The organism is Aquabacter albus (assembly GCF_040049275.1).
GTDB lineage: Bacteria > Pseudomonadota > Alphaproteobacteria > Rhizobiales > Xanthobacteraceae > Aquabacter.
In genome coordinates this window covers 482734-500401 of the sequence record NZ_JBDZDT010000004.1, presented here as the reverse complement: position 1 = coordinate 500401, position 17668 = coordinate 482734, and the positions used below count along the sequence as shown (strand labels likewise).

Annotated in this window: 15 protein-coding genes; 4 read left to right on the top strand and 11 right to left on the bottom strand. The window is 68.2% G+C overall.

Annotated features, from left to right (window positions below; all coding sequences use genetic code 11):
- Position 1: 1 nt before the first annotated feature.
- The 11 genes from ABLE91_RS12010 to ABLE91_RS11960 all read right to left on the bottom strand — a co-directional run bounded on the left by ABLE91_RS12010 (position 2) and on the right by ABLE91_RS11960 (position 13408).
- Positions 2-904 carry an ABC transporter ATP-binding protein gene (locus tag ABLE91_RS12010; RefSeq protein ID WP_348931053.1) on the bottom strand — a complete coding sequence of 301 codons (903 nt, stop codon included), beginning with the start codon at positions 902-904 and terminating at the stop codon, positions 2-4.
- Entirely contained in the window at positions 904-1962 is a 1059-nt protein-coding gene (locus ABLE91_RS12005) for an ABC transporter substrate-binding protein (RefSeq protein ID WP_348931052.1), read from the bottom strand. The genes ABLE91_RS12010 and ABLE91_RS12005 overlap by 1 nt, the downstream gene beginning before the upstream one ends.
- A 108-nt stretch (positions 1963-2070) precedes the next feature.
- Positions 2071-3075 (bottom strand): amidohydrolase family protein, encoded by a 1005-nt coding sequence (locus ABLE91_RS12000; protein ID WP_348931051.1) that lies wholly within the window; start codon positions 3073-3075, stop codon positions 2071-2073.
- A gap of 16 nt (positions 3076-3091) precedes the next feature.
- Positions 3092-3601, bottom strand: a complete 510-nt coding sequence (locus tag ABLE91_RS11995; protein WP_348931050.1) for a (2Fe-2S)-binding protein — start codon at positions 3599-3601, stop codon at positions 3092-3094.
- Positions 3598-4419, bottom strand: coding sequence for an FAD binding domain-containing protein (locus ABLE91_RS11990; RefSeq protein WP_348931049.1), 822 nt, complete (start codon positions 4417-4419; stop codon positions 3598-3600). The genes ABLE91_RS11995 and ABLE91_RS11990 overlap by 4 nt, the downstream gene beginning before the upstream one ends.
- Positions 4416-6770 (bottom strand): xanthine dehydrogenase family protein molybdopterin-binding subunit, encoded by a 2355-nt coding sequence (locus ABLE91_RS11985; RefSeq protein ID WP_348931048.1) that lies wholly within the window; start codon positions 6768-6770, stop codon positions 4416-4418. The genes ABLE91_RS11990 and ABLE91_RS11985 overlap by 4 nt, the downstream gene beginning before the upstream one ends.
- Before the next feature lie 192 nt (positions 6771-6962).
- Positions 6963-8183: an FAD-dependent oxidoreductase gene (locus tag ABLE91_RS11980; protein WP_348931047.1), complete on the bottom strand. Its 1221-nt coding sequence runs from the start codon at positions 8181-8183 to the stop codon at positions 6963-6965.
- Positions 8184-8682: 499 nt separating this feature from the next.
- Complete coding sequence (locus tag ABLE91_RS11975) at positions 8683-9474, bottom strand: aspartate dehydrogenase (RefSeq protein WP_348931046.1); 792 nt, start codon at positions 9472-9474, stop codon at positions 8683-8685.
- Between the two features lie 7 nt (positions 9475-9481).
- Positions 9482-10891, bottom strand: coding sequence for a gamma-glutamyltransferase (locus ABLE91_RS11970; RefSeq protein WP_348931045.1), 1410 nt, complete (start codon positions 10889-10891; stop codon positions 9482-9484).
- Positions 10888-12333: an aldehyde dehydrogenase family protein gene (locus ABLE91_RS11965; protein WP_348931044.1), complete on the bottom strand. Its 1446-nt coding sequence runs from the start codon at positions 12331-12333 to the stop codon at positions 10888-10890. Before ABLE91_RS11965 ends, ABLE91_RS11970 begins: the two co-directional genes overlap by 4 nt.
- A gap of 4 nt (positions 12334-12337) precedes the next feature.
- Positions 12338-13408, bottom strand: coding sequence for a DODA-type extradiol aromatic ring-opening family dioxygenase (locus tag ABLE91_RS11960; protein ID WP_348931043.1), 1071 nt, complete (start codon positions 13406-13408; stop codon positions 12338-12340).
- Positions 13409-13532: 124 nt separating this feature from the next.
- Between ABLE91_RS11960 and ABLE91_RS11955 the strand changes: the two genes are divergently transcribed.
- From ABLE91_RS11955 to fixJ, 4 genes are all read left to right on the top strand, one after another.
- Positions 13533-14357 (top strand): AraC family transcriptional regulator, encoded by an 825-nt coding sequence (locus ABLE91_RS11955; RefSeq protein WP_348931042.1) that lies wholly within the window; start codon positions 13533-13535, stop codon positions 14355-14357.
- A gap of 99 nt (positions 14358-14456) precedes the next feature.
- Positions 14457-15296, top strand: coding sequence for a universal stress protein (locus ABLE91_RS11950; RefSeq protein WP_348931041.1), 840 nt, complete (start codon positions 14457-14459; stop codon positions 15294-15296).
- 212 nt (positions 15297-15508) lie between these two features.
- Positions 15509-17053, top strand: coding sequence for a PAS domain-containing sensor histidine kinase (locus ABLE91_RS11945; RefSeq protein ID WP_348931040.1), 1545 nt, complete (start codon positions 15509-15511; stop codon positions 17051-17053).
- Complete coding sequence (gene fixJ, locus ABLE91_RS11940; protein ID WP_348931039.1) at positions 17040-17651, top strand: response regulator FixJ; 612 nt, start codon at positions 17040-17042, stop codon at positions 17649-17651. Before ABLE91_RS11945 ends, fixJ begins: the two co-directional genes overlap by 14 nt.
- Positions 17652-17668 lie beyond the last annotated feature (17 nt).

The following is a 17668-nucleotide window of genomic DNA, read 5'->3' as shown; positions in this document are numbered from 1 at the left end:
GTCAGGAGGCCTTTGCCTGGGCGGCGGTTTCCTTGGCGGCCCGCTTCGCCTCGTTGCGCACCTGGGCGATTTCGCTGCGGATGGTGTGCACGAGGTCCACGAAGCGGGGCTCGAAGGTGGTGTCCACCGTGCGCATGCGCGGCAGGTCCACCTCGTGCTTGGCGATGATGGTGCCGGGGCGCGCGCTCATCACATAGATGGTGTCGGCAAGGTAGGCCGCCTCACGCAGATCGTGGGTGACGAGGATGCAGGTGAAGCGGCGCTCCATCCACACCTCCTGCAGCACGCCCCAGAGCTCTTCGCGGGTGAAGGCGTCGAGCGCGCCGAACGGCTCGTCCAGCATCAAGAGGTCCGGGTCGTGGATCAGCGAGCGGCACAGGTTCGCGCGCTGCTGCATGCCGCCGGAGAGCATCCAGGGGAATTTCTGCTCGAACTCGGCAAGGCCCACCGTCTCCAGCAGCGCCCGCGCCTTCTTCAGATATTCCGCCTTGTTGGAACGCAGGCGCGAGCGGTGCGGCTGCACGATCTCGAGCGGCAGCATCACATTGGACAGAAGCGGGCGCCAGGGCAGCAAAGTCGGGTTCTGGAACGCCATGCCGACGATCTTGAGCGGGCCGTTCACCTTCGTCCCACCCACCGAGACCGTGCCTTCGGTGGGGGGCATCAGGCCGGTCACCAGCTTCATCAGCGAGGACTTGCCGCAGCCGGAAGGGCCGACCACCGCGATGAAGTGGCCCTTCTCGATGGACATGTGGGTGTTGGAGAGAGCTTTCGTCCCCTCCGGGCCACCACCATAGGACAGGCTCACGCCGTCGAGCTTGACGAACGCGCCGGTGCCGCCGGCCGGCTCCCCGAGGGGAGCGGCCGGCTGCGCGGAGAGGGGAGGTGCGGTGAATGCCAGCATCAGGAGAACCGCCGGTCTTCTATGGGGGGCAGGAACTGGTCGTCGTAGACCTGCGCCACGGTGGGGGGCGGGGTGAGCTCAAGGCTCTCCGAGAGGATGTCCATGCCCGCCTTGAGGCGCCCCTGGGTGATGGCGCCGAGGCCGTTGGCCAGGACGTTCTTCGTGAGCACGTGCTTCTGGTAGACGAAGTTGAGGCGCGCCAGTTCCACGGTGGGATCGAGCAGGCGCTCGCGCTTGGTGACGGCGGCGATGCAGCCTTCCCGGTCCTTGTTGCCTTCCACCCAGCAGCGGGCGATGGCCTTGGCAAGGCGCTTGGTGAGGTCGGGCTTGGTCTCCATCATGGCCTTGGAGGCGACGAGGGAGTTGCCGGGGAAGGCGAAGCCGTTCTCCGAGTAGTACAGGAGAACGATATCCTCCTGCTTCACGCCGCTCTCCATGAGGTTGAAGATGGCCGTGTAGTCGAACGCGATCACGGCATCCACTTCGCCCTTCAGCAGCATGGTGTCGCGCAGCTTCACGTCGATGTTCACGAAGTTGATCTTGTTCGGGTCGATATTGTGGGCCTTGAGCAGCGCAGGGAGGATCTTGGTGGCGGCGGAGGACGCCCCCACCCCGATCTTCGCGCCCACAAGCTGCTCCATCTTGGTGAGCGGCTTGCGCTTGAGGCTGAGGATCACCGCCGGGAAGTTGTCGAACACCATCATGGTGGACTTCAGCCCGACATTGGGATTGCGGCCGACGAACTCCACCACGGTCGCCGCATCGGCGGTGCCGAACTCGTGGGTGCCGGCCGCGATGCGCCGCACCGCCTCGCCCGAGCCGGCGGAGCCGTCGAGCTGGATGTCGATGCCCTGGTCCTTGAAGAAGCCCTTCTCCACGCCATAGAAGAACGGCGCGTTGCCGCCATAGATGCGGAATTCCAGGCTGAAGCGGACGGTGTCCGCCGCCTTGGCGATGTGCGGCATGCCGATGATGCCAGCCGCACCCAGGGCCGCACCCGCCCGCAGCAGTGTGCGCCGGCTCAGACCGGACGCAATCGATGTCGTGTCGTTGGTCATGTTGATCCCCATCTCTTCTGAAGTAGAAGTTCGAGAGTCCTGGAAGTCATATCTTCTACGAACCTTGTCCCGGATCGTTTCCGAAGCATGGGGCCGAAGCCCCATGGGTCAAGCCATCTTCATCATGCGCCGCAGATTGCCGCCCATGACCTTGTCCCGCTGCTCCTTCGTGAAGTCCATCTTGTCGAGAACCGCCAGGGTCTCGCGGATGAACTGGTAGCCGCCCTCCGGATCGAACGGGCAGTCGGAGGCGAAGACGATCTGGTCGATGTCGAAGAATTCGAGGCCGCAGCGGGTGCCGGCGACCGAGCCGAACAGCGCCGTGTCGGCATAGAACATCTTGAAGTAATCGATGGGCCGCTTCTTCATGGACTTAAGCAGGCCCTCATAGTCCTCGTCGCCGGTGCGCGAGCCGAGCTGGTCCCAGCCGGGGCCCACGCGGCCGTCGAAGAACGGGATCATCGCGCCCATATGGTGGGTGATGACCTTCAGGTTCGGCAGCTTCTCCAGGATCCTGGAGAAGACGATGCGGGACATGGCGGCGCTGGTCTCGTAGGGCCAGCCGAAAGTCCACCAGATCTCGTACTTGGACTTCTGCTCGGACTTGTAGTCGGAGAAGTCCTGCCCGCGGCTCGGATGCAGCCAGATGGGCAGATCGTGGTGCGCCATGCGCTCGAAGACCGGGTAGAATTCCTCGTCATCGAGGGGGCGGCCGTTCACGTTGGTGAAGATCTGGATGCCCTTGGCGCCCAGCTGGCCCACGGCGCGGTCGATCTCCTTCACCGCTTCCTCGGCATTGTTCATGGCGACCGAGGCCACGAAGGCGGGGAAATGGTCGGGGTGCTTGGCGATCAGCTCGGCGAAGCCGTCATTGGCGATGCGCGCCAGCTCGGGGGCCACGTCCGGGCCGGCGAAGAACTCCACCGCCGGCATGGAATTGGCGAGCACCTGCTGGTAGTCGCCGAAGCTGTCGATCATGCGCAGGCGCGCTTCCACGTCCCACAAGGTCGGCAGGTTGAGCCAGCGCTTCACAACATCCCTGTTGGTGATGTGGTCCTGGATCCGCTTGAAGTAAGCCGGCGGGAACAGGTGCGTATAAGCATCGAGACGCATGGGAGAAACCTACCCTTCAAGCCAAGGATGAAACCGTATGCATGGGACGTGCCGCGGCCTCCGGATGGAGTTCGGCGGCGGCGGAGCGGATGGCGGCGACGATGCCCATGTAGCCGGTGCAGCGGCACACCTGGCCGGACAGCTCCCGGCGCACCGTCGCCTCGTCGGGCTGGCCGTGGCGGGCGATGATGTCCCGTGCAGCCATCAGCATGCCCGGCGTGCAGAAGCCGCACTGGAGGGCATGCTGCTCATGAAAGTGCCGGCGGATGACGTTCATGGCCGCGTCGTCGCGGGTGCCCTCGATGGTCTCCACGCTCTTGCCGTCGCACATAACGGCAAGGACGATGCAGGAGCGGGCGGGCACGCCATCTATGGTCACGGTGCAGGCACCGCAGGCGCCGTGCTCGCAGCCCAGATGCGTGCCGGTGAGGCGCAGGCGGTCGCGCAGCACGTCGGCGAGGATCTCGCGCGGCTCCACCGCCTCGGTCGTCTCCTCGCCGTTAAGGGTGAAGGTGAGGGCGGTCATGAGAGCGCCTCCGCGGCGGCACGGGTGACGGTGGCGAGGTGGCAGCGCACGCGATAGGCGTCCGCATCCGGGTCGAGCTCGGCGATGTCCGCGCGGGCGGCTTCGCGCAGCGCCGCGACATTGCCGGAGGGAAGCGCTTCGGAGGCGCGCACCAGCAGGCCCGCATGGGCCGTGGTTCCGGTGAGCGCGACCCGCGCCGAGCCGTCGCCCGGCAGCACCGCGATGGCGAGGGAATCCGAGAAGGCGCCGCTCTTGCGAGCCACCTTGAAGGTGCCCCAGCGGGCGGCGGGCGGCAGCTTCGGGATACGGAACCCGACGATGATCTCGTTCGGCTCGCGCGCGGTCTCGTAGGGCCCGAGGAAGAAGCCGTCCGCCGGCAAGGCGCGCTCCCCGTCCGGGCCGGCGAGGATCACCTCAGCTTCGAGCGCGATGAGGCCGCAGGGCCAGTCGGCGGCGGGGTCCGCCAGCGCCACCGAGCCGCCGATGGTGCCCATGTTGCGCACCGCCCGATAGGCGATCTTGGAGGCCACCCGCGACATCAGCCCCTGCGAGGGGTCCGGCACCTTGCCATCCTCGATCATGGCATGGGTGGTGGCGGCGCCGAGGAAGACATGGCTGCCTTCATCCTCGGTGCGCTTCAGGGCCTCGAGGCGGGAGACATCCAGCAGGGTCTCGAAGGCGGTGAGGCGCAGGCTCATCATGGGCACGAGCGACTGGCCGCCCGCCACCATCATGGCGGCATCACCGGCCTCGTTCAGCATCGCGCACGCCTCGGCGAGATCCTTGGGGCGGGCATAGTCGATGGCGGCGGGCTTCATGCCGGCTCTCCCATCGCTTCGGCCACAGCGTCAGAGACGCGGCGCGGGGTGAGCGGGGTTTCCCAGATGCGGGCGCCGGTGTCGCGCAGCGCGTCGCACACCGCATTGGCGATGGCGGCAGGCGGCGCGATGGCCCCGCCCTCCCCCATGCCCTTCACGCCATATTCTGTGCCGTGCGCGGGGGTGATGAGGTGGTGGATGCGCAGCGCCGGCAGCTCGGGCGCGCAGGGCAGCATGTAGTCGCCGAACGTGGTGGCGAGCGGCTGGCCGCTCTCGTCATAGGGCATCTCTTCATAGAGCGCCGTGCCGATGCCCTGGGCGACGCCGCCGATGATCTGGCCATCCACGATCATGGGGTTGATCATGGTGCCGCAATCCTCCGCGATGGCGTAGTCGAGGATGGAGGTGACGCCGGTCTCCGGATCCACCGCCACCACGGCGGCATGGGCGCCGTAGGAGAAAAAGCCCCCGGATTCCTCCGGTTCGTAGGTGGCCGTCTCCTCGAGGAGCGGCGGCATGCCTGCGGGCAGGAATTCCTGGCGCACATTGGCGGCGCGGGCGATCTCGGCGAGGCTCACCTTGCCCGCAGGGCCGTGCACCGCGCCGTCGGCGAGATGGGTCTGCTCGAACTCGATCTGCATCAGGTGGGCGCCGATGCGCCGCGCCTTGTCGGCAAGCGCGCGCGTCGCCCGGGCCACCGCGCCACCGGAGAAGACGATGCTGCGCGAGGCAAAGGTGCCGAAGCCGAAGGGGGTCAGCGCCGTGTCGCCATAGCGCACGGAGATATTGGCGGGATCGACGGTGATTTCCTGCGCCGCGATCTGCGCAAGCGTGGTCTCAAGGCCCTGGCCGTGATTCTGGATGCCCACCAGCAGGAGCATGGTCCCATCCGGCAGCATGCGTGCGGTGGCGCTCTCATAGCCGGGGACGATGCGCGACTTGCGCTTCATCCATTCGGCCGCGCCGTGCCCGCTCTGCTCGGTATAGACGGCGAAGCCGACACCGATGCGCCGCCCATCGGCCTCTCCCTCCATCTGGCGCCGGCGCAGGGCGGCGAGGTCCACCATCTCGCGGACGATGGAGAGGGCCTTGGGATAATCGCCGCTGTCGAGACGCATGCCGCCGATGGTGCGGTAGGGCATCTGCTCGGAGGCCACAAGGTTGATGCGGCGCACGTCCGCCGGCTCCAGGCCGAGCTCATGTGCCAGTTCGTCCACCGCCCGCTCGATGGCGAAGCAGGCGCCGGGGCGCGCCACGCCGCGATAGGGCCCCATGGGCGACTTGGAGGTAGCGACCGTGTGGGTCTCCACATGCAGCGCCTGCATCTGGTAGGGGCCCGGCAGGTTGCGGGCCGCCATGCTGGCTTCCATGAACGGGCCGGAGGGCCACAGCGAATAGGCGCCGGCATCGATATGCACCTCGCCCTTCAGGCCGAGGATGCGCCCGTCGCGCTCCGCATAGAGCGTGATGTCGTAGTGATGCTCGCGGCAATGCACCGAGGCGATGAGGTGCTCGCGGCGGTCCTCGATCCAGCGCACCGGCTTGCCGGTCTTCAGGGCGATGGCGCAGATCGCCACCTCCTCCGGCATCAGCCGGTTCTTGCCGCCGAAGCCACCGCCCACGTCAGGCGCGATCACCCGCATCTTGTGCTCGGGCAGGCCGAGCGCGAGGCACAGGCCGAGGCGCATCATGTGCGCGCCCTGGGTGGAGAGATAGACCACCAGCTCGTCCAAGCGATGGTCCCAATAAGCGAGCACGCCGCGCCCTTCGAGGGGCACGGTCGCCTGCCGGTTCATGCGGAAGGTGCGCCGCATGGAAACGGGCGCGGTCGCGGCCACCGCCTCGATGTCGCCCTCGCTCACGGTGGCATGGATGAAGGCATTGTCGGCGAAGCCGTCGTGCAGGATCGCCGCGCCGGGTTTCAGCGCCTCCACCGTGTCCACCACGGCGGGCAAGGCGTCGATGTCGGCGAACACCTGGTCGGCGATGTCCTCCGCCTTGCCCCGCGTGGGGGCGATGCAGGCGGCGATGATCTGGCCGACGAAATGCACTTTTTCCCGCGCGAAGGCATGGTAGGGCGCGGTGCGGAAGGAGGGCAGTTCCGGGCCGCCGTCGATGGATTTGAGATCCGGGAAATCGGCGGCGCTAAAGACGCGCGCCTCGAGCCCTTCCGGCTTCTCGATGCCGGACAGGGTGCCGTGCGCAAACTGGCTGCGCACGAAGGCCACTTCCATGAGGCCGGGCACGCGCACATCCGCCGTAAAGGTGGAGGCGCCGATCAGGTGCCGCGCGTCTTCCTTTCGCAGGAGGCGCGCTCCGATCCAGCCATTTGGGTCAGCGTCTGCCGACATGTCCCGTGCCTTCGTTCGTGTGCCGCTCCGACCAGCCGGAGGGCGCATAGTCTTCACACCTCTCCCCGAGGGGGAGAGGTCGGCTGCGCAGCAGCCGGGTGAGGGGGCTCCGGCGGTTTAGGACTTGAGAGAGTGGCTCCCCCTCACCCCGGCCCTCTCCCCGTCGGGGAGAGGGGGTACCCCTTCTCCCGGTCAGAGAACCGCATTGGCCTCGTTGAGGCTGTCGAACAGCGAGGAGCGGTAGAGGAACTTCTTGTGCAGTTCCAAGTCCTCGGAGGTCTTGCGCAGCCGGTCGAGATGCTGGGCGCGCAACACCGGATCGCGCTCCTCCAGCGACTTCTTGTTCTGGATGGTCTGCGCCTGGACGAAGTCCACCTGCGCCTTCCGGCGCTGGCGGGTGTAGCGGTCGAACACGTCCGGCTGGGCCCGGCCGAACCACACGTCCGAGAGCTTCTCGGCAAGGTTCATGGCGTCGTGGATGCCGCCATTCATGCCCATGCCGCCGATGGGGTTGTTCACGTGGGCGCTGTCACCGGCGAGGAGGACGCGGCCCTTGTTGAAGGTGGCGGCGACGCGCTGATGCACGGCATAGAGCGCGTGATAGGCGATGTCGTAATCGCCCGCCTTCGGGAACAGGCCCTGGAGCCGGCGCTGCACGCCTTCCACGCTCATGGCCGCATCGTCGGGCTCGTCGGCCGGCACGGGGAAGATGCCGCGCCACACGCCCGTCTCGTCCTCGCCCTTCACCTTGAACAGGTTCAGCCACTCGTCGGGATCGGAGAAATAGTTGCGGGTGCAGTAGCCGGTGCCCGCGCTGATGAAGTCGAACTGCGTGCCGATCTTGATGAAGCGCTCCTGCCAGGTGAAGCCTTCGAACTCGATCTCCGCGAGGCGGCGCACGGTGGAGCGCCCGCCATCGGTGCCGATGATGTAGCGGGCCTGGATGATTTCGGTCTCGCCCGCCGCGTTGACGACGGTCGCCTCCACCTTGTCCTCGGTCTGGCCGAGATCGCTGAGGCGGGTGGAGAAGCGCACGTCCGCCAGCGGCTCGTTCTCCAGCCGCTTCATGACGGCGCGCACCAGCTTGTACTGCTCCCACTGGAGCACGAAGGGATAGGCCACCCGCCCCTTCAGCACGTCGACGTCGAAGATGGCGACCAGATCGCCATTGGTGCGGTCGCGGAAATGGAAGATGGGGGACTGGAGGCCGGTCTCGAACGCATCGTCCAGGAGGTCGAGCTCGGCCAGCATCTCCACCGTCGGGGGATGCACCGTCGCGGCGCGCTGATCCATCTTCGGCTCGGCATCCGCCTCGATGACCGTGACCGGGATTCCCTTGCGCACGAGAGCGAGCGCCATGACGGCTCCCACCGGTCCGCAACCCGCCACGATGACCCGATCCACCGCCTTCATCACCACACCCTCACAACACCGGCCCTCTTGGCCCGAGAATGTAAGGATACTTACAAACTTGCCGGGTCGGATCAATAGGTCGCGCGTAATTTTTGATCCAGATCAATGCTTGTGCAACTGCAGCATTCTTAGGCAGCAGAATCGTTGCAGCGCAACGAAAGCGCAATGCGTTCGGGTTGCTCGTAAAAGCGCTATTTCTGGATACAGGAGGCGGTTTTGCCCTGCCTCGATGGAAGGCAGCCGACGCGTGCGGTGCACATTTCCGAAGGCGGAAATGGTGGTCATGCCCGGGCTTGTCCCGGGCATCCACGTCCCTCCCTTAGGCGCGCACCAGCGGAGCCGTATTCTCCCTCTCCCCGCGGGGGAGAGGGTTGGGGTGAGGGGGAACCATCCTCTCAAGTTCTGATCCGCCGGAGCCCCCTCACCCGGCCGCTGCGCAGCCGACCTCTCCCCCTCGGGGAGAGGTGAAAACCCGTCCGAGCAGTTCCTCAGGTCACCGTCAGACCACCACCCGCTCGTGGAGATTCAGGACCGCCCGCGCAAGGCTCAGCGGCGCGAGCCAGGAGGTCTTGGGATTGGCCGGCAAGGTGCGGGCAAGCACCGAGATGGAAAGCTCCCCGAAGGCGCCGCGCGCTTCCAGAAGATGCCGGTTGCCGGTGACCGTCGGGTCCGCCATCAGCGCCACCTGCGTGGCGTCGAAGCCGAGGCCGGCGAGGGACGCCGCCGCCACCACATTGGCGTTCTGGGGAAAGGCCAAAGCCGCTTCCCGGGCGGTGCCTTCGAAGAAGATGGTAGGCGCGGTGACGCCGTCGAGATCCACCATGGTCTCCGCCGCCGTGCCGCGCCACGCACGGGGCGCCTTGCGGGAGACGTAGCGCACCTCGTCCAGCCCCGCGCGGCGCGCCGCCGAGAGGGCATCGAGCCCCGCCAGCGCACCCGCTGGAATGACGAGGCGCCCGCCCTTCGCGGCGGCTTCGCGCAATGCAGCCTCGGTGGGGGCATCGGCCAGAGCGCCGACAGAGGCGATCACCAGATCGAAGCCGGCGGCGAGCGCGCGCGGCCCATGCTGCCGCAGCCCCTCATGGCCGGCGCATTCCACCATCACGTCCGGGCGTGTCGCGGCGAAAGCGGCGAAATCAGCGGTGACGGTGACATCGTCCGGCAGGGCCGCCTTCGCCGTCTCCAGCGAAGCCTCCCGGCCAAGCGCGGCGACGATCTTCGCGCCGCCCTCCTCCAGCGTCTCCCGGAGCGCGGCGCCCATGGCGCCATAGCCGATGATGCCGACTTTCATGAGCCCCTCAATAGACGCCGATGGCGGCGCAGCCGGTGCGCGGATCGGCGGCGGCAAGGTGCAACCCGCCCTCCTCCGACAGCGCGATGATCTGCTGGCAGGAGCGCAGGGCGAGCGCACCCACCGCCTTGTCCGGCGCAACGCCGTCCGGCAGCGCGTCGGGCTCGGCGGACAGCACGTCCTGCGCATCCAGCGCCCAGCGCGGCGCGGTGACGGCGGCATCGGGGGCGGCGCCCCGCGCGAGTTCCGTCACCATCTGCACGTTCCAGGGCATTTGGTTCACCCCGCCGGGCGTCGCGCCGACGATGCGGGCACCGTCGCGCTCCATCATCCAGGCATGCACCGTGGTCCACGGCACCTTGCCGGCGGCGGGCGCGTTCGCGGCGCCTTCGGGCGCGGTGAGGTCGAAGCCACGGCCGGGGCGGTTGTTCAGGATCAGCCCGTCATCCATGACGATGCCGGAGGCGAATTGCGGGAAGGAATTGGAGTGGAGCACCACCACCACATTGCCCTCCGCATCCGCCGCGGTGACCAGCGTGGTGCCGCCATCCAGATGCTCGCGGCCCTCGCGCTTCGCCGCCGCGCGGGTGGCGCGCACCGCATCGAGGGCGGAGGCGGTGCCAGCGAGCACGTCGGTGGCAGCCGAGATGAGGCGGGGGCCATGGGTCGGAAACGGGGTCGCGGCAAGAACGCAGCCGGGCGCGATCTCCCGCACCTCCGGCGCAAGTCTCTGGCCGGGGCGCTGGGCGAAATCCGCCATGCGCAGGATACCGCCGCGGCGGGCCAATTCATCGATGATCCGCTCGCCGACCCCGGTCTCGAACAAAGCTTCGCCGTGCTGGGCGAAGGCTTCCAGCAGGCGGCCGAGGCCCGGCATGCGGCGGGTCTCGCCCAACTCCGGGATCACGCCGCCGGGGGCATAGGGATTGGTGGGGCTGAGCTTGGCGAGGAGGTCCTTCGCCTCCACCACATAGGAGCGCGAGACGCGGCTCCAGGGCACGCCCGCATCTGCCGCGCCAACCGCCGGAGCGATGAGCGTCGGGAGGTCGAGGCGGGCGTATTCGTGCAGCAGCTTGTATCCATGAGGCGCGCCGGGCACGCCGACGGAGCGCGGGCCGACCCGCTCCAGCGTCGCGCCTTCGCCCAGCGCGAGGCAGCCCGCGCCGACGCTCACCAGCGCCTCAAACGGCCCGCCCGCGCGGCGCACCAGCGCCACAAGGTCGCCGAACAGGCCGCACTTCATGGGCAAGGTGATGGTGTCCATGAAGCAGGCGGCAAGCGCCGCATCAAAGGCGTTTCCGCCCTTCGCAAACGCCGCCGCGCCCGCCGAGGCGGATGCGAAATGGGCGGCGGTGACCACCCGCGGCGCGCTCGCCGTGGCGTTCTCGCGGATCAGGCCGAGCAGCGCGTCGCTCACGGCTTGAAGCCCGTGAACTTCACCTGCGAAAGCTCCTCGATGGCGTAGCGCACGCCCTCGCGGCCAGTGCCCGAGAGCTTCATGCCGCCGAAGGGATACATGTCGAGCCGGAAGCGGCTCGCCTCGTTCACCCAGAGCGCGCCCACCTCGAAATCCTCCGACACCCGCATGGCGGAGGCGAGCGAAGAGGTGAACACCGCGCCCTGGAGGCCGAAGGGGGAATCGTTCGCCATCGCCAGCGCCTCGTCGATGCCGTCGAACGGCACGAGGATCGCCACCGGGCCGAACACCTCCTCCTGCCACAGGCGTGCCGACTTCGGCACGTCGGTGAGGATGGCGGGGGAGAGGATGCAGTCTTCCTGGCGCGGCTCCAGCAGATAGCGCGCGCCCTTCTCGATCGCGTCGCGGCACATGGACATGACGCGGTCCGCCGAGGCGCGGTGCACCATGGGGCCGACGTCGGTGGCTGGATCCTCCGCCGCACCCACCTTGAGCGTCTTGGCCGCCGCCACGAACTTCTCCGCGAAGGCATCGATGACGGCGCGGTCCACCAGCACCCGCTGGGCGGAGATACATTGCTGACCCGAGGCCTCGAAGCCAGCGGAGGCGATCTTCTTCGCGGCATCCGGAATGTCAGCATCAGCGAGCACGAGGTTCGCCGCGTTGGAACCGAGCTCGGAGCAGAATTTCCGCACGCCCACCGCCCGCGCCAGTGCCTCGCCGGCGGTCGTGCCGCCAGTGAAGCTCACCACGCCCACGTCCGGGTGCGCGGCGAGCGCCAGCGCCGTCTCGCGGTCGCCGGTGACCACATTGAACAGGCCCTCGGGCCAGCCCGCCTCGCGCAGCAGCCGCGCGAAGGCAAGCGCCGTGCGGGTGCCTGACGGCGCGGGCTTCACCACCACCGCATTTCCGGCGGCGATGGCGGGCGCCACCTTCTGCACCAGGAGGTTCGCGGGCGCGTTGAAGGGCGTGATGGCGCCGACCACGCCATAGGCCACGCGCCGTGTGAAGCCGAAATGGCCCGCCCCATTGGCTGTGGCGTCCACCGGAACCACCTCGCCCGCCGGCACGTGCGGCAGGGCGTTGGCGGTGGCCTCGATGAACTCGGCGGAACGCCGCGCCTCGAACTTCGCGAGGCGGATGGGCTTGCCCACATCCGCGCTGATGAGGTCGGCGATCATGTCGGCATTCGCCGCAATGGTCGCCTGCGCCGCCTTAAGCCACGCGACCCTTTGGGCAATGGTGGATTTGCGGTGCTTGGCGAAGGCCGCCTTGGCGGAGGCGACCGCCTCGGCCACGCCCGCCGCGCCCGCTTCCACGAGATGTGCATGCACCTTGCCGTCCTGCGGGCGCACGAGGTCGAGCACCGCGCCGTCATGGGCGAGCGTGCTGCCGCCCACGTAAGAGGTGAGCCGCACGGGGCCGCCATCCATCATGCCCATGGGTTCACTCCGCCGCCGGCTGGCGCGGCTTCAAGCGCTGGATCTGCATGTTGGCGAGGAACGGCACGAGCGGGTGCACGCCCATGGCCACCATCTCCGGCACATTCAGGTTGGCCAGCGCCGCCTTCTGCGCCTCGGGAAGGTTCAGGGGCGCCACATAGGCCTTGGGGTCCGCCACATAGGCGAGGCGCTTGTCATTGTCGTGGGCGAGGGCGTGCAGGGCGCTGGTCAGCTCCACCAGCTCCGGCTTGATGTTGGGGTAGTGGGCCGTGTGGTCCTGGCTCTTGGGCTCGAACCAGCCGAGGGAGGCATAATTGTGGTGCCAGCTCGGGTCCATGGAGACGAGGTCGGGCTTGCGCTCGCCCAGCGCGCCGGCGCCGCAGGCCCAGCAGCGCAGCTCGATGTTTCCGGTGTCGTCCAGTTCCACCTCGTCATAGCCCACCAGCGACTTGAGGTTGCCGGCGGCGAGGCGCTCGAACGCCTTGTTGTCCCAGTCCAGCTCGGGGTGCGAATAGCGGTCCGTGCCGGGGAAGTGCGACATGCCGCCGGAGCAGATGACCACCGTGCGCAGGCCCATGGAGGTCACCGCGCGGGCGATGGCCTGCCCGAACGCGTAGCAGCGCTCCATGGTGGGCTGGGGCGGCAGATAGGCGTTCACATAGATAGGCAGGACAGGTGCGGTGACGCCGAGATGGGTGAGCGGGATGCCGATGGCGTAGTCGATCTTGGCGGTGGAGGTGAAGGCCGGGTCGAAGCCCTGGCGATACATCTCGCGCACCAGCTCGAAGCCGATCTCGCTCGGCACCTGCCAGTGGAATTTGTGGCCGGCGAAATCGCCGGACGCCTCGCCGCCCACATGGATGGTGAAGGGCGGGGCGGAGGTGTGGAAGAACTGCTCCGCATGGTCGTTGGAGAAGATGATCCAGAGATCCGGGTTCAGCGCCTTCAGCTTCGCGCCGATGTCCGCGCCGGCCTTCTTCACGGCGGCAACCGTGGCCTTGTCCTCGGTGTCGGGCAGGGTGAAGAACTGGGGCGCGTGGGGCAGCATGGCGCCGCCGATCACAGTCGAGCGCATCGGAACCTCCTGAAAGGATGCGGAGCCTTGGTCGCTCTCCGCTTGAAGATCAGGATAGGCCTTCGGTTTTGTGTGCGTTAGCGCTAATCTGTCGAAGAATAGCTGTGAAACGACAAAGACCACCATGGCCGACATCCGCCCGAAATTGCCCGATCCCAACGGCTTCGTCGCCGACATGCCGGTGCCGGACCGGCCGCACCGCGTGGTGGCCTTCAAGGCGGACACAGATCGGGGCACCGGCAAGACGCCCCATGCCCACCAGCGCGGCCAGCTCCTCTCGGTGCTGTCCGGCTCCATCGCCGTGAACTCCGCCGAGGGCACTTATGTGGTGCCGCCGGAGCGGGCCCTGTGGATTCCCCCCGGCATGCGCCACGAGACGCGCCATCTCGCCGCCACGCAGCTTCGCACCCTGTATGTGGCGCGCGAGGCCGCGCTTGCGCTCCCGGCTCGCATGGCGGTGGTCCAGGTCTCCCCGCTCCTGCGCTGCCTGATCGATGCGGTGATCGCGCTTCCGCCCGATTATGACGAGGCGGCGCCCGCCGGCCGCCTCGTGTCGGTTCTGCTGGACCAGATCGCAGCCTCACCCGTGGCGCCCCTGCATTTGCCTTTGCCCACAAGCCTCCCCTTGCGCAGCCTCGCCGAAAGCATCCTCGCCGACCCCGCCGATCGGCGCACGCTGGAGGACTGGACCGCCCCGCTCGGCATGTCCGCCCGCACTCTGGAGCGGCGCTTCAAGGCGGAGACGGGCCTCAGCCTGCGCGCCTTCCGCCGCCAGGCGAAGCTGTTCCGCGCGCTGGAGATGGTGGCGGCGCGCGAGCCCGTGAGCCGCATCTCGGACAGCCTCGGCTTCGAGGGGCCGAGCGCCTTCATCGCCATGTTCAAGACCGCCTTCGGCGTCACCCCCGGCCGCTATCTCTCCGAACGTCCCGCTCCTCCACCGCACCCTTGAATGTGCTAGGATGACGTTGGGTAAAACCCTTGATCTGCCTCAACGCAGCTTTTCCCGAAGACGCCATCCTCGTCGCAGGAACGAAACGGGAGGATCCTCATGCTCCACGGCATCAAGAGCATACTTGTCGGCATCACCGAGGAAGGAGTGGACGAACCCTCCACCGCCCTCGGCTATGCCCTCTCGCTCGCCCGTCAGGCGGGCGCGCACATGACTGTCCAGGCCGCTTCGGTCCGGATCAGCCTGACCCATGCGAGCGTCAGCGATTTCGCCAACAACCTCGTGGCGGCGGAGAACCGGCGGCTCCAGGTCCTGGCGGAAGCGGTCGCCGAACGCAGCCGGGGCGCGGCGGAAGCCGCCGGCGTCACCTGCACGGTGGAAAGCCGCCAGCTCAGCTACCAGGATCTGCTGAAGAGCTTCCTCGCCCAGGCGCGCGTCAACGACCTCGCCATCCTCGACGCCGAAACCACCACCATCGATGTGGACCGCGGCCTGATCGAGAGCGCGCTGTTCGAGAGCGGGCGCCCGCTGCTCCTCGTGCCGCCGAAGGTGCGGACCTTCGCGGCGAACCGCATCGTGGTGGCCTGGGACGGCAGCGCCCAGGCGGCGCGCGCCACCCACGACGCCTTGCCCTTCCTGCGTGCGGCCGAGGCGGTGGACCTCGTGTCCATCATCCACGAGCGGGAGCTTGCGGGCACGCTGGCCGGCGCGGACATGGCCGCCTTCCTGTCCCGCCACGGCGTGAACGTGACGGAGACCGACCTTCCCGCCGGCCCCGACGGCATCGCCCAGACGCTGCTGCGCTATCTGGAGCGCCACCCGGCAGACATGGCAGTCATGGGCGCCTACAAGAGCTCCATGCTCTGGGAATGGATCGCGGGCGGCGTGACGCAGTCTCTGCTGAAGAGCAATCCCGTGCCGCTGCTCCTGGCGCATTGAGGGCGGAAGGCTCTCTCCCCGTCATGGCCTGACTTGATCCGGCCATGTCTCTCATGACCGGATGCACCAGGAATGACGGGAGATCCCCGGATCAAGTCCGGGGATGACGGGAAAGCTTCAGGCGAGCCGTCACCCGAGGCGAATTGTCCACGCCCCTTGCGGAAGAGCCGGGTTTCCGCTTCCGATGGACGGCGGGAGCGTGATCTTTTCCAATGACCGGACCCGCCGAACCGACTGAACGACCCGACCCGCACGATGCGGAAGAGGATCTGCGCACGACGCTCGACGATGCGGGCATCGGCACATGGTCGCTCGACCTCCATACCGGCCGCATCGCCATGTCGGCCACCTGCGCCAGCCTGTTCGGCGCGGCCGAGCGCAAGGTGAAGGATTTCGCGGCGCTCCAGGCCATCGTGCACCCCGACGACCGGGAGATGCGCGAGCGCGCCATCGCCCGGGCGCTGGCGGGCGGCGGGCGCTATGCCATCGACATCCGCATCCTGCATCCGGACGGCCGGATGGGCTGGGTCCGTTCCCAGGGCCAGGTGCGCACGGATGCCTCCGGCCAGCCGCTATGGCTGCGCGGTGTGGTGTTCGCCATCGATGCGCAGAAGGCGGCCGAGGTGGAGCTGCGGGCGCGGGAGGAGCATCTGCGCTCCATCCTCGACACCGTGCCCGAGGCCATGGTGGTGATCGACGCCGCCGGCATCATGCGCTCCTTCAGCGCCACCGCCGAGCGCCTGTTCGGCTACAGCGCCGAGGAGGCCATCGGCCGGAACGTCTCCATCCTCATGTCGGAGCCCGACCGCAGCCGCCATGACGGCTATCTCGCCCATTACCACCGCACCGGCCAGAAGCGCATCATCGGCAAGGGGCGCATCGTCAACGGCCAGCGGCGCGACGGCTCCATCTTCCCCATGGAGCTGGCCGTGGGCGAGATGCGCTCCGGCGACCGGGTGCATTTCACCGGCTTCATCACCGACCTCACCGAGCGCCAGCAGACCCAGGCGCGCCTCCAGGTGCTCCAGTCCGAGCTGGTCCATGTCTCGCGCCTCACCGCCATGGGCGAGATGGCCTCCACCCTCGCCCACGAGCTGAACCAGCCGCTGGCGGCGGTCAGCAATTATCTGAAGGGCTGCCGCCGCCTCCTGGACCAGGCGGACCTCGAAGCCCTGCCCAAGGTGAAGGAAGGGCTCGACAAGGCCTCCGAGCAGGCGGTGCGGGCCGGGCAGATCATCCGCCGGCTGCGCAACTTCGTCTCGCGCGGGGAAACCGACCGGCGCCACGAGAAGGTCTCGCAGCTCATCGACGAGGCGGGCGCCCTCGCTTTGGTGGGCGGGCGCGAGGCCGGCATCATCTCGCGGCTCGAGCTTCATCCCGACGTGACCACCGTGGTGGCGGACCGCGTGCAGGTCCAGCAGGTGCTGGTGAACCTCATCCGCAATGCGGTGGACGCCATGCAGGCCTCTCCCCGCCGGGAGATCACCCTCTCCGCCCGGCCCAGCGCGGGCGGCATGGTGGAGATCGGCGTCTCCGACACCGGCCCCGGACTGTCGGAGGAAGTGGCGGGCCGCCTGTTCCAGCCTTTCGTCACCACCAAGGAGAACGGGATGGGCGTCGGCCTCTCCATTTCCCGCACCATCGTCGAGGCCCATGGCGGCAGGCTCTGGGTGGAGCCCAGCGCGGGCGGCGGCGCCTCCTTCCGCCTCACCCTCCCCGCCGGGGACAGCGAGGAGCCACGCGATGCCGGACACTGAGCTGATCCATGTGGTGGACGATGATGAGGCCATGCGGGAATCCCTCGCCTTCCTCCTGGGCTCCTCGGGCTTCTCGGTGCGCCTTTACGATGGCGCGGGCGTGTTCCTCGACGCCATCGCAAGCGTGCCGCCGGGCTGCATCCTCTCCGACATCCGCATGCCCGACATTGACGGTCTGGAGCTGCTGCGCCGGGTGAAGGCGGGCGGACGGCCGCTGCCGGTGGTGCTCATGACCGGCCATGGCGACGTGCCGCTGGCGGTGGAGGCCATGAAGCTGGGGGCCGCCGATTTCATCGAGAAGCCGTTCGACGACGAGGTGCTGCTGAAGGCGCTGCGCGCGGCCCTGTCCCACGCCCGCGGCGAGGAGCGCGCGGAGGCGGCGCAGGACGAGTTCGCGCGCCGGCTGGCAACGCTCAGCCAGCGGGAGCGGCAGGTGTTCGACCGGCTGGTGGTGGGGGACCCCAACAAGGTCATTGCCCGCATCCTCGACATCTCGCCGCGCACCGTGGAGGTCTACCGGGCGAACGTGATGAGCAAGCTCCAGGCCTCCAGCGTCTCGGATCTGGTGCGCAGCGCCGTGCGGGCGGGGGTGGCGTAGCAGAGGTCCACAGAGGG